This window comes from Streptomyces sp. NPDC027663, assembly GCF_055566415.1.
Window position 1 is genome coordinate 62,577 of the sequence record NZ_JBVHSK010000021.1, and the last position, 11,835, is coordinate 74,411.

Consider the following 11,835-nt stretch of genomic DNA (forward strand, 5'->3'; position numbering starts at 1 on the left):
GCAGGCAGCGCCCCGTTGCTGCCGGACACTTCATCCGGGGTCTCGCCTACGGCCCCGGAGCCGCCTTCGCGGGCCTGCGCGGCTACTCAGGGCTTCAGTGACCGGTGACAGTGCACGTTGATGGTTTGCCGGTGGCGGAGGCTGTGGTCAGTGGCCGCCGCTCGGGGGCTCGCAGTCGGTGCCGTCGGGGTAGCCGCCGAAGGCGTTCGCCTTGGTGGAGTCACTGCTCATCGTTCCCTCCACACACCAGGGAGAGGCGCCGATGTCGATGAGGAAGCCGACCCCGGCGGACCCGTCTTGGTACGTCTGCACCTTCTCGGCTGAGTAGCCGAGGCTGGTGAGCGCGTTGCGGACGTCGTCCGGGGCGAAGTCCCCGCGCCTGCGCAGCGGTTCGAGTGTGCTCTTGACGTGTGTGACGGTGGCGAGTCCGTCGCAGCGGCTCTGGCCGTGGAGGGGGATGGGAACTTTGAAGCCGTGGTTCTCGGCATAGTGGTCGGTCGGCGGCACGGTTGAGGTGGGGTAGTGGCGGCCGTGGGTGCCGTCGGCTTGGGGCTCTCGCCGGGGCAGGGGAAGTCCGCTGGTGTACTCGGTGTCGATATGCCGGTCGGCGTGGGATGCGAACGCCGGTATGCGTCGGCGGTGTCCTCTGCCCGCTGTGTTCCGCACCCTGCCGCCAGCAGAGCCATCACCGCCAACGGCAGCATCGCGAGCCGGGTTGTCGTCGTCCTGAGCGTCGTCATCCCCCGATCCTGCCCCGCAGTTCGGTGGTCTTCATGAGTACTTGTACTCATAGGACCACAACACCCAAGGTCAGCTCGTGATGACGAACGATCAAGCTTCGGTGCGCAGTGCACAGGTCACTCAGACTCCCTCCTGGGCCGGCTTCCGCGTGACGGCGTGACACTTCGCGCGTCGGCCCTGCCGATGTGCTCGCTCGGCTTTCGTCGCGAACGTCAGGCGTCAGCCGTACCGTCCGGAGAAGGCATGCTGCGACGGCCGCCGCACGGGATGGCAACCCGTCCAGCTCAGGCAGGTCAAACTGGGGCGACTACCCCGCTCCACGGATGCAGTCCATGCATTCCAGTCGAATCATCGGCACGCGTATCACCACTGTCAGGCCGAGCCAGCCGAAACTTTTCCTGGGCGAACACCCCGGCTGGGCTTGTTCTTGCAGCCCTGGAGCCTCGACCGACGAAGAGGAAGAAGATCTTCCGCTGTTGAACGGTGTACGTCCCGGTCAGGTTGTCTCTTTCACACGGGATGGCATTCGACGCACCTCCGCTCCCGCACGCATCGCTGCCACCATGTGGCGGCAACGGGCACCCCGCTGTTCCCGTTGCCAAGAGAAACGTTCCCGCAGTGGTCCTCACACCACAGCGGCCGGATGACAGGAGCGTCGGTGAAACACCCCACGCGTCGTAAAGCCCTGCTCACAAGCACGTTGGCGGTCGTCGGTGCGGCCCTTGCGAGTCGGACGGACATAGCAACGGCAAACCCTGAACAGCACGGCGCCGGCAGGGCACCTCATGCGGGGCGGGCCGGTGCAGCCAAGGGCAGCACCAGGGATGAGCCGGAAGCGTTCGACGAAATCTATCTGGGTCGACACATCCAAGGCAGGCCCGCCCGTGACGAGCACGCCTCACACCACGGCAACCACCACGGCAGCCGGAGCAATCACCCGGGCGACGGTGAGTCCCCTCTCATGGAGTTCGTAGTGCGCATCGACGACAAGGACCTTCACGTCATGCAGAGCATGGACGGAACCTGGCTCAGTGTCGTGAATCACTACCAAAAACAGCGCAGTCCTCTAGAGGTCGCCCGCGCGGCCGTACGGGACCTGGACGGCGCCTCTCTCGTGACCCTCATGGTCTGACAAGCCCCGCAAACCCACCATCACACGCTGAAGGAACACCACAGTGGGAGAACGCAAGAACCAGGCCGACCTGTCGGCCACCGAGAGGCGCAACTTCGTCAACTCCATCCTCGAGCTCAAGCGGCAGGGGCGGTACGACGAGTTCGTGACGACACACAACGCCTTCATCATGAGTGACACGGACGACGGGGAACGAACCGGCCACCGATCGCCCTCCTTCCTGCCCTGGCATCGCCGCTTCCTGCTGCAGTTCGAGCAGGCGTTGCAGAGCATCACTCCCTCGGTCAACCTGCCCTACTGGGACTGGACCAAGGACCGGTCACCCAACAGCTCACTGTGGTCCGACAACTTCCTCGGCGGCAACGGCCGCAACGGCGACGACCAGGTGACTTCCGGGCCATTCGCCTTCACGCAAGGCAGCTGGCCGGTGAACGTGCGTGTCGACGGCCGGACCTTCTTACGACGCGGCCTCGGCGCCAACGTCCGCGCACTGCCCACCCGCCAGGAGGTGGACACCGTCCTGGCCATGACGACCTATGACGCCCCTCCGTGGAACAGCGAGTCTGTGAGCTTCCGCAACTATCTCGAGGGTTGGCAGGGCCCCAACCTCCACAACCGGGTTCACGTCTGGGTCGGCGGCCAGATGCTCAGCGGCGCCTCACCGAATGACCCCGTCTTCTGGCTCCACCACTGCTTCATCGACAAACTCTGGGCAGACTGGCAGGCCAAGCACCCGTCTTCCGGCTATGTGCCGGTCACCGCGCCTGACGGGGTCATAGGCCTGCGCGACACGATGAAGCCGTGGAACGACGTGACGCCGCAGGACATGCTCGACCACACGAAGTTCTACACCTACCGCTGACTGAGTACCGCGCACAAATCCGCTGACGGAGCCGCAGGTTCACGTTCCTCCGTCGGGCGGACGCGGACGTGGACCTGGCGCCACTCGTAGATCGGCATTCCGCCCCCGCAGTACACGCCCGTGACCTCGCCCCGGGTCAGCTCGGCGACGACCGGAGCCGCTTCGCCGACGCCAGAGGACTCAGGTCCTATGTTCCCGGGGAGACCGTCTGTCACCTGTGGAGGGTCTGTCGGATGACCGTACGGACCCGCGGGTGAGCGGCATGCGGTCAACTGTGGAGTTTGGCCGCCTGCATGGCGGTCAGCCGACGGACGTAGAGGGCGGCGGCGACTGCTGCCGGCACAACGAGGACGTGCAGGACGAGGCTGATCCAGGTTTCCGGCACGAACGCGTACGCGTAATCGCTCGTGCTGTCGGCCGAGTACTCGGGATGCTCACTGAGAAGCGCTGTCCACGGGGTCCAGAACAGGGGCCAGGTCAGGAAGATGGGCAGCCACAGCGCCCACCAGGCGTTCTGCACGCGGGCCGGTGCGGGGCCGTGGCCGGGGCTGGACGCGTGCCAGACGTCGTTGGCGATCTGCTTGGGCAAGAAGAGGTTCGCGATGGGGATGAACCAGCCGATCACCGCCACGGAAGGGTGGTACCGCAGCCGGCCGGGCGCGAACTTCTCGGCGGTGGCGCGTACGCGACCGAACCAGGCGAGCCAGCCCACCAGCAGCGCTGCGCCGAAGCAGAGCTTGGCGTACCACAGGAGGGGGAACGAGAGGACACTCCAGTCCGTCAGGTCCCAGATGTCGTCTGCATCCGGAAGAGGCTCGTCATACAGAAGACTTCCGGAGGCGACCTGGAGCTGCTGGACGACCGTGAACGCGGAGGTCAGGGCGACGAGGGAGAGGAGCCAGTAGACAGCGGCCCGGTACCCGTCGGCCGGGGCCTCGTGGCCGCGGGCGCGGCGGCGTTCGTCGGCCAGCCGGGGCCTGGGCACCCCCACCCGACCGTCCTCGCCGCCGGCGCGGGTCACGGGGTCGGCGGAATGGACGGTGAACGGGGCAGTGGGCGGCCTTCCCGGTGCGGTCACGGCTTCGGCCATCGCCTCAACACCCGGCTCGGCGCCGGGAGTCATCCGAGTGCGCGGGTCCTCCTGGGCGAGGAGCTGCACCGCTTCCTGGCCCAGCCGGGCCAGCACCTCCGGCGGCAGCCACGGCCCCAGTGAGCGGTACTGCGTCTCCTGCCTGTCCTGCAGCTCCGACAGGGTCGGCCGGTCGGCTGGTTCCTTGGCGAGGCAGTCCTTGATCAGCCCGAGCAGCGGCTCCGGTACGCCGGTGAGGTCGGGCGGTTCGTGCACCACCCGGTACATCAGGGCGTGCAACTGGCCCTCGGTCGCCTCGAACGGCAGCCGCCCGGCGGCGGCGAAGGCCAGCACCGCGCCCAGCGAGAAGATGTCGCTCGCCTCGGTCAGCCTCTCGCCCCGGATCTGCTCCGGCGACATGAAGCCGGGCGAGCCGACCACCACCCCGGTGGAGGTCAGACCCCCCGTAGTGGAGGCATCCAGGGCGCGGGCAATCCCGAAGTCGATCACCTTCGGCCCGTCGATGGTCACCATGACGTTCGACGGCTTCAAATCGCGATGGATGAGCCCGGCATCGTGGATGTCGCCCAGAGCCCGGCACAACCCGGAGGCCAAACCGCGCACCGAGCGCTCCGGTAACGACCCGTGCTGCTCCGCCACCACCTGATACAGGGTCGGGCCGGCGACGTACACCGTGGCCACCCACGGCAATGCCGCGTCCGGGTCGGCGTCCAGCACGGCGGCCGTCCACTCCCCGCCGACCTGCTGGGCCACGGCGGTCTCCTTGGCGAACCGGCGCCGGAAGTCCGGAGCCGCCGCAAGCTCGGCGCGGATGGTCTTCACCGCCACCATCCGGCCACGCGGCGACCGGGCCAGGTAGACCACGCCCATACCGCCTTCCCCCAGCCTGCCGATGAGCCGGTAGTCAGCGATCCGGTCTGGGTCCTGTTCCTGCAAAGGCTGCACGGCTGGTGACTCCCTCCCCTTGAACATCACCGCGGCGGGCCAAGGCTAGTGGGAGCAGTTCAGCACTGATGGCAGAAAGACGCGATTGGAGCACCGTTGAACTCGGTTGCCCCGGCTACTGCGCGAGAGCCGCCGCCCGGATCTCGGGAGCGACTCCGTCATGTCCCCTACCGGGGAGCGCAGCAGCACCCGCCCACCCGCATGCACGGCGAGCTGGGCGCTGTAGCCATCCTTCTCCAGAATGTGTGCTGTCTCGTGAGACATGAGCGCCGCGCTGTCACTGCGAGGAACGTGCTGGAACCACGCCGACGCGGGCCGCGTGATGACTCGTGCGAGCTCGACGTGCCCGAGTGGTGCGTCGCGCGGAAGCCTGCTGAGTCGGTATGAGAGGGCTTGGGTGCAAATTGAGAGCGAAGCCGCGCCAGGATCCGAGTCTTCTCCCGGTCCTGGGGATGTTCGTCGTGCTGGCGGCCTTGGCGGAGCGCTTCCTGTCGTTGGCCGGCGGGCCGAAGACGTATGTCCTGTGCGATGACGTTGTCGGGCTCTCCGAGAGGCTCGACCGCGAGGCGGGAACGAACCGGTGGCTTCTCCTGGCGGGGCTGGTGCTGTCCGTTGCGGCACTGGTCCTCACGCGGGTGCGCCGCTGGCGGATCCTGCCGGTCCTCGCCCTGTCTGCGGTTGTGGCCCTGGTGATTTTGGCGGACGGGTACGCGGCGCGCGCGGACGCCGTCGCCGAGCAGATCTCGGCATCTCAGAGCTGCGACGAGCCCGCGACGGTTTACGACACCTCTCATGGATGGTTCGACTGGAGCCCCCTCGGCCCCTGAACGGGGCATGATCGGCCGCCCCCTGACGGATCGGTCATCAAACTCTCGGCCACAGTGCGCATGCGGGATAGGGGCGGGGCGCGCTGAGCGGTGCCGCAGCGCCACGCGCGGATGAGACAACCTCGCCTGTCCGGAGAACCGTCCCACTTCGGCTCCGCTGCCCACCCGGCGGTCAGCACAGGGCTGTCCACGGCCATGGCCGGCATCGGCTCAGGCACCGAGGACCACACGATGTGGAGCGGTTCGTGAGCACACTCCGGTGCGTGAACGAGGAACTGACCGAAGAGCCCGCGGGCGAACTGCACGCGGCCTGGGCGGAGATGCCGGCGTCAAGCGTCTCCCGGCTACCCTACCGGGCGGAGAACGACCAGCCCGTCGACGGATGACCGTGGGCCTGGCCACACTCGCGGACACGGTCGGCCTGGAACTGGACGACGTCGTCGGGCTGGTCCAGGAGCTCGTTGCCGGGCAGGCCGCGACGGTGGGGAGCCTGTTGTGACGGCACAGCTCGCTCTGGGCACCTACCGGTGTCGGGATCCCGGAGGCGGCTGCCCGTGAGGCCGCCTCCGGCACAGGCGCTTCCGGGGCCCCCTGCCCAGGCCAGAGGCTTCCCCGTAGGCCTTCCGGCAGAACAGGCCGAACCTCCCCGTCGGGCCAGTTCGTGGCCGATCGCGTTGAGCAAGTCCTTGGGAGACGATCGGGCGGGCCCCAACACGATCCTTGGTTGACCTTCACCTTGGGGGAGGCCACAGCATCGGTGGGGCCGGGTGATGCGCTCGGCATGAGGAGGAGCGGGCATGGGGTTGCTGACCATTGGGGCGTTCGCGAAGGCGTCCCGGCTGTCGCCGAAGGCGTTGCGTCTCTACGACGAACTCGGCCTGCTGACCCCTGCACGCGTCGACCCGGTGACCGGCTACCGCCTCTACGCACCAGACCAGTTGGAGCAAGCCCGACTGGTCGCCTGGCTCCGGCGCATGGGAATGCCGCTCGCCCGCATCCAGCACGTCTGCACGCTGGATGCGGGCCCGGCGGGACAAGAGGTCCGCGCGTTCTGGGCGCAGGTCGAGGCCGAGACTGCCGCACGGCGGGACCTGGCCACCTTCCTCATCGACCACCTGTCACGGAAGGACCCCGCCATGTCCCCGACCGCCAAGTCCCTGGAAATCCGCTACGCCGCCCGTTCCGACACGGGTCTCGTCCGCGAGAGCAACCAGGACACCGCCTATGCCGGACCGCGGCTGCTCGCTGTCGCCGACGGCTGCGGAAGCCAAGGAGCGCCTGCCGGCGCAGCGGCCATCGACGCCCTCAAGCACCTCGAAACCGACAGCATCCCAGCCGGCAATCTCCTCAACGTCCTCGAAGATGTCGTCGCACAGGCCAAGCAGGCCGTGCACGACGTCGCCGGGACGGGCCCTGCATCCGAAGACACCGGCACGACACTCACCGCGATGCTCTGGACCGGATCACAGCTGGCCCTCGTCCACATCGGCGACTCCCGTGTCTACCTCCTGCGCGGCGGAGAGCTGTTCCAGATCACCCACGACCACACCATGGTCCAGTCGATGGTCGACGAAAAACGCCTCAGCCCGGAAGAAGCCGCCTCCCACCCCCAACGGTCGCTGCTGGTGAAGGCCCTGGGCCCAGGAGCCGACAGCAACCCCGACATGCGTCTTCACGACGCCCAGGGGGAAGACCGATATCTGCTCTGCTCCGACGGCCTGTCGACCGTCGTGCCGACCCAAGACATCCACCGAGTGCTCTCCGAGACCAGTGAGCCCGAGCAGGCCGTCCGCGAACTCATCGCCCTCGCCAACGCCTCCGGTGGCCCCGACAACGTCAGCTGCGTAGTCGCCGACGTCCTGGAGCTCCAGCAGTAGGAGCGAACGGCATGCATTCCGACTCGCACCAGATCCGCTCTCAGGAGTTCATCCGCCGAGCTGCCGAGTACCGACTCGCCCGACAAGCGAGGAGTGCCAAGCTGGCTCCCCAGCCCAGGGCAGCCGGAACATTGCGACCGGCCCCCCGGCGCCTGCTGGCTTGGCTCCGTAGGTGAACATCACGCTGCCTGCGATTGAGCGGGACGCCGCCCACCACCTGTTCCACTCAATCCCAGGCAGCGCAGATCACCTGCAAACCGCACCACGCTCGCCTGCGCCAAGCCCGACGCACGGTGGGCCAAGGAGTTCGACAACCAGCTGCGAGTCGCCGCAGCCAAGAAGTTGGCCTCCCTTCTCCAGGCCCCGCCGGGCCGGGGAGGTCATCGCGGTCGGTCCCGGCGCCGCCCGTTTCCACGCCGGACTCGACAAGGTCAACGACGTCATCGTGCAGAGCACCGTCCTTCGTGCCCAGCTCGCCGACGAGCGTCCGGAATCACCCTGCTACGGGACGAGTTCGCCGGTCTGCACCTGGGCACGGTCAACCACTGTCTGTGGACCGCCCCCACGGCCGAGTGACAGAACCAACTCCCGCCCGATCAGCGCGGCCAGACCCCGCTCCTGGGAGCCTGCCAGCCCGCCCGATGCCGCAACTCGGCGCTGACCCTCACCCACGAGCGGATCTGGCGGATGGTGGAAGCCGACCTCGTGTCGCTGCTGAAGATGAAGCTGTCCAAGCCTCCGCGCGAGCAGGCCCTGACCCGGCTCGCTGAAGTCCGCTCGGCAAAAGCGCCGTTCGACAAGACGAGGGTGCGCTTGATGCCGGTGTCCGCCGCTACGGAGACCAAGCTCCGCGAGGCCATGGCCCGACTGTTGGTCGGCGAGCCGCTGCACACCGACGGCGAGCTGACCAAGGAGAACCTGGCGCGCGAGGCGAAAGTCAGGGGCCGATGCGAACTTCCACGACGGCAGGCAGCGCCACCGTCCCAGCCCCCGCAATGACCGGTGCAGGAGGCCACTTGGACAGGGAAAACGCAACTTCGACATGTCCCGCAGAGGCAGCTACCTTCACCTGGTCTTCGGCGATCGCCCACGGTCGCACAGGAGTTCCTTCAGGCTGAGCCACCCGCGACGGGATGAGTTGGTCACGCCCACGAATCCTCGCCCCCAGGCGTAAGCCACCGAGCCACCGAACCGGGTCCACACCAGGCACCCCCAACCAGGGAGAGACGCATGCCCCATCTTGCGCTGTACACCTTCGGCGTCCTGAAGTCACCTCTTGCCGATCCCGCACCTCTCACGCGCGAACTCCACCACAGCGGTGAGGCCATCTACCAAAGGATCAGCCAGCACCCCGGATACCTCGCTCATGCTGAAGCGGCAGATGGTGGCCGGGGCACGCACTTCGACCTGGACTGGGGTGCATGGGGCGAGTTCGCCGTACCGGCCTGGTACGGCAAGGGCCATACGATGGAAACCATCGCCCTGGCCGCGACCCTCTCACTCTGGACCGACCTGCGCCCCGCCTTCGACGCCATCTACACCGGTCTGCACCGCGAGGCACTGAACAGGCGTCACGACTGGTTCGAAAGGACAGGACACCCGAGTCACGTGTTCTGGTGGGTCTCCGACGGCGTGATACCCACCTGGCAGGACGGGGTTTCCAGGCTGGAACACCTCCACGACCACGGCTCCACGCCGCACGCCTTCACCTTCCACCACTCTTTCGCCCCGGACGGAACTCCGACCAGGATCAAAGACATCGGGCCGCAGAGCGACCAGGCTTGCTGACAAGGAAGCCTGAACGACTGGGTTCGCTGTCAAACGCCTTGATTGAATGACGGCAAACACAGTTCGGCCTCCGAAACGGACCTTCACACGTACGGACGCGAGGTCACGACCGGGCAACGCTTCCCGTCTGTTTCCGAGACACTTGCCGCTGCTTCGCATCGGATCATCTCGACGCCCTCACCTGAGTATCGGTGAGACAGGAGAGGGACTGAGACATGCGAACTGTCCCTGACGGCGGCCACCTTGAGCCGACCGATGGCACGCTGGTCGAGGCGGCGGTGCGTGAGCTGACGGAGGAGACCGGCATTCGATCCCAGCCAGGTCTCCGCGGTTCCGCTGACGCCCGTCCACGTCGAGTACGGCAAGGTACCGGCCCGGCCTCAGAAGGGCGAGTCGGAGCACCACCACCTGGACATCGGGTACGCCTTCACGGTGACTCGCGGCGAGGTCGGACGCATCACCAGGAGCCCGAGGTGACTGGCGCCGATTCGATCGAAGGCGTTAGACGGTGTCCTATGTGGTGAGGCGGACGAGTCGCTTGTAGCAGCACAGGGCCGCAGCGAGGCCGAGAAAGGCCAGACAAGACGTGCATCTTGGAACCCGGCTTACCCCGGTCCACGGGGCTCGGGCCCGTAAGTTCGCCCCTTTTCAGCCCGCACGTGAGCGGAATCGAGGACCACGCGCGAGACGTCGACGAGGCCGGCGTCATCGAGTCGGTGCAGCACCGCCTCATGCAGTCGGCCCCACACCCCGCCCCGCGACCAGATCAGGAAGCGGCGGTGGGCGGTCGACTTCGATATCCCGAAACACGGCGGCAGAGCCCGCCAGGCGCAACCGCTGACCAGCACGTAGATGATCGCCGCGAACAGCGTCTCATCAGGCGTGTCCTGCGTTCCGCCGCCCTGTGGCCGCACCTTCGACGGTGGGATCAGCGGCTCGGCGATCTCCCACAGCCCGTCCGGAACAATCCAACTCCACGTACCCCGCCCCGTAGACAGCCCAACGACCGGTCACCACACAGGACACCGTCTTAGTGCTCCGGCTAAGTATGTCGTGATCTTTTTGACCGCAAACTAAACAAGAGGAATCTCGACTTCTCCATTTATTCCAATACCAAGGGCCGTTCAGGCCGGATGATGCGACCGACCTTTTCGCATGCCGGATGCCGGATCACTGGCTGACGCGGCACGGGAGAGTCGTACTACGGCACCGGGCGAGCTATACGCCGCCATGAGCGCCTTGCTCCGCCACGAGCCGGCTCGTGAACCCCGCCGCCCGCAGTCGGCCACCCGCATGCCATACGTCGTCAGGCATCGGAAGCTCGATCATGAAACCTTGCCTGGGGTAGACCGTGAGCCGCTGCTGCGCTCCGACGAGCATGTCGACGACGAGGCGCGCGTCGCCGACCGAGTCTGCGTACTCCCGGAGCGTCATGGGGTGGAAGCGCTCACCCACTCGACATCGGGCAGAGCTCGTCGGCCCGGCGGCGGGCCGGTGAAACTGCCCCACCTTGTAGGGGACACCGTCGGCCGCTTCGATGTGCTTGCGGGGGACCTGGAGGTGTCCGTCACGGGCACGGTGTTGCTCCGCGGCCCGGATGCCGGCCGCCCATTTGCCGGCGTGTGTGTAGGGAGTCGGAGGCCGCTCGCCAAGGTCTGCCGGTCCCGCCGGCGCACCCCGCGCCTGGACCCAGGCCCGGCCCTTCGCGTCCACCACCGCGCGGCGGCACCCCGCCAAGCTCCCGGTCCCCGCTTGACGGCCGGCACGCCGCCAAGCTCCCGGTCCCCGTCTGACGGCGGGCACGCCGCCGAGTTCCCGGTCCCCGTCTGACGGCGGGCACGCCGCCGAGTTCCCGGTCCCCGTCTGACGGCCGGTACGCCGCCCCGAGGACACGGAAGGAAGGTGACCCCTCCTTCGGCGGCCGGCGAACACCGCCTATTTACCCAATCCTTGATTTACCGGACTACCGGAGTAATTGCCATACTCTATCGGCGCGAACCAATGCGACCCATGCTGTCGGAATGGAACGCACGGGGGGCAGTAGTTCGCCGACGGCCGTGGTCTCGGGGTCCGCACGCATCCGGTGCTCGCCGGTCACCGAGTGCGGGAGCGGCCCGGTTGTTTTGACGGTGCCGAGGCGGCCGGCCGTTTCCGGGCCTCACGCGAAGCAGAACTCGGCTGTGAGGCTCCGCATGCATTTCCGTCTTCACGGCCTCCCGCGGCGCGAGCGCCCGTCGTGCCCGTCGTACCCGCGTCCACGCCCGCGACGCCCGGCATGACGGCCGCAGGGGCACGACCAGCAGCACACCACCCCGTATCCCGCGAACCGGAGGAGAACCCATGGACGGCGACACCCAGTCCTATGTGGTCGTACTCAACGACGAGGAGCAGTACTCGATCTGGCCCGCCGACCGCGACCTGCCCCTCGGCTGGCGCAGCGGCGGCGTCAGCGGTTCCAAGGCGGAATGCCTGGCCCACATCGACGAGGCCTGGACGGACATGCGCCCGCTGAGTCTGCGCCGGGCCGCGCAGGAAGCCGTTTCAGCCACTCACTCCCGGCAGTGAAGGATGAC

The 11,835-nt window shown here is 67.5% G+C and carries 11 protein-coding genes and 2 pseudogenes; 9 read left to right on the forward strand and 4 right to left on the reverse strand.

The window, feature by feature from the left end; translation table 11 throughout:
- Positions 1-147 precede the first annotated feature (147 nt).
- Positions 148-507, reverse strand: a complete 360-nt coding sequence (locus ACZ4SF_RS34850; protein WP_468392513.1) for a hypothetical protein — start codon at positions 505-507, stop codon at positions 148-150.
- Positions 508-1,384: 877 nt separating this feature from the next.
- On the opposite strand from ACZ4SF_RS34850, the gene ACZ4SF_RS34855 reads away from it, so the two are divergent.
- Both ACZ4SF_RS34855 and melC2 read left to right on the forward strand, forming a co-directional pair.
- Positions 1,385-1,873 (forward strand): tyrosinase family oxidase copper chaperone, encoded by a 489-nt coding sequence (locus tag ACZ4SF_RS34855; protein ID WP_468392515.1) that lies wholly within the window; start codon positions 1,385-1,387, stop codon positions 1,871-1,873.
- 43 nt (positions 1,874-1,916) lie between these two features.
- The gene (melC2, locus tag ACZ4SF_RS34860) at positions 1,917-2,735 is read left to right on the forward strand and encodes a tyrosinase MelC2 (protein ID WP_468392517.1); all 819 of its coding nucleotides are present in this window, start codon (positions 1,917-1,919) and stop codon (positions 2,733-2,735) included.
- Between the two features lie 268 nt (positions 2,736-3,003).
- On the opposite strand, the gene ACZ4SF_RS34865 is transcribed toward melC2, so the two are convergent.
- Complete coding sequence (locus ACZ4SF_RS34865; protein WP_468392518.1) at positions 3,004-4,770, reverse strand: protein kinase domain-containing protein; 1,767 nt, start codon at positions 4,768-4,770, stop codon at positions 3,004-3,006.
- Positions 4,771-5,222: 452 nt separating this feature from the next.
- On the opposite strand from ACZ4SF_RS34865, the gene ACZ4SF_RS34870 reads away from it, so the two are divergent.
- From ACZ4SF_RS34870 to ACZ4SF_RS34895, 6 genes are all read left to right on the forward strand, one after another.
- Positions 5,223-5,597: a hypothetical protein gene (locus ACZ4SF_RS34870; RefSeq protein ID WP_468392520.1), complete on the forward strand. Its 375-nt coding sequence runs from the start codon at positions 5,223-5,225 to the stop codon at positions 5,595-5,597.
- A 245-nt stretch (positions 5,598-5,842) separates the two neighbouring features.
- Positions 5,843-5,983, forward strand: coding sequence for a hypothetical protein (locus ACZ4SF_RS34875; protein ID WP_468392522.1), 141 nt, complete (start codon positions 5,843-5,845; stop codon positions 5,981-5,983).
- A 411-nt stretch (positions 5,984-6,394) separates the two neighbouring features.
- Positions 6,395-7,474 (forward strand): MerR family transcriptional regulator, encoded by a 1,080-nt coding sequence (locus tag ACZ4SF_RS34880; protein WP_468392524.1) that lies wholly within the window; start codon positions 6,395-6,397, stop codon positions 7,472-7,474.
- A 687-nt stretch (positions 7,475-8,161) separates the two neighbouring features.
- Positions 8,162-8,473: a hypothetical protein gene (locus ACZ4SF_RS34885; RefSeq protein ID WP_468392526.1), complete on the forward strand. Its 312-nt coding sequence runs from the start codon at positions 8,162-8,164 to the stop codon at positions 8,471-8,473.
- Between the two features lie 231 nt (positions 8,474-8,704).
- Positions 8,705-9,262 carry a DUF3291 domain-containing protein gene (locus ACZ4SF_RS34890; RefSeq protein ID WP_468392528.1) on the forward strand — a complete coding sequence of 186 codons (558 nt, stop codon included), beginning with the start codon at positions 8,705-8,707 and terminating at the stop codon, positions 9,260-9,262.
- Between the two features lie 215 nt (positions 9,263-9,477).
- Positions 9,478-9,786, forward strand: coding sequence for an NUDIX domain-containing protein (locus ACZ4SF_RS34895; RefSeq protein ID WP_468392530.1), 309 nt, complete (start codon positions 9,478-9,480; stop codon positions 9,784-9,786).
- A gap of 53 nt (positions 9,787-9,839) precedes the next feature.
- Here the strand turns inward: ACZ4SF_RS34895 and ACZ4SF_RS34900 are convergent.
- Positions 9,840-10,260, reverse strand: a pseudogene (locus ACZ4SF_RS34900) (transposase); the annotation flags it as partial.
- A gap of 220 nt (positions 10,261-10,480) precedes the next feature.
- A pseudogene (locus ACZ4SF_RS34905) lies at positions 10,481-10,740 on the reverse strand (YdcF family protein); the annotation flags it as partial.
- 862 nt (positions 10,741-11,602) lie between these two features.
- On the opposite strand from ACZ4SF_RS34905, the gene ACZ4SF_RS34910 reads away from it, so the two are divergent.
- Complete coding sequence (locus tag ACZ4SF_RS34910; RefSeq protein WP_468392532.1) at positions 11,603-11,827, forward strand: MbtH family protein; 225 nt, start codon at positions 11,603-11,605, stop codon at positions 11,825-11,827.
- The last annotated feature ends 8 nt before the right edge of the window (positions 11,828-11,835 follow it).

Coding starts and splice junctions, on each gene's coding strand:
- ACZ4SF_RS34890 (WP_468392528.1), top strand. CDS start 8,705: ATGCCCCATCTTGCGCTGTACACCTTCGGCGTCCTGAAGTCACCTCTT.
- ACZ4SF_RS34910 (WP_468392532.1), top strand. CDS start 11,603: ATGGACGGCGACACCCAGTCCTATGTGGTCGTACTCAACGACGAGGAG.
- ACZ4SF_RS34885 (WP_468392526.1), top strand. CDS start 8,162: ATGGTGGAAGCCGACCTCGTGTCGCTGCTGAAGATGAAGCTGTCCAAG.
- ACZ4SF_RS34895 (WP_468392530.1), top strand. CDS start 9,478: ATGCGAACTGTCCCTGACGGCGGCCACCTTGAGCCGACCGATGGCACG.
- ACZ4SF_RS34870 (WP_468392520.1), top strand. CDS start 5,223: ATGTTCGTCGTGCTGGCGGCCTTGGCGGAGCGCTTCCTGTCGTTGGCC.
- ACZ4SF_RS34880 (WP_468392524.1), top strand. CDS start 6,395: ATGGGGTTGCTGACCATTGGGGCGTTCGCGAAGGCGTCCCGGCTGTCG.
- ACZ4SF_RS34855 (WP_468392515.1), top strand. CDS start 1,385: ATGACAGGAGCGTCGGTGAAACACCCCACGCGTCGTAAAGCCCTGCTC.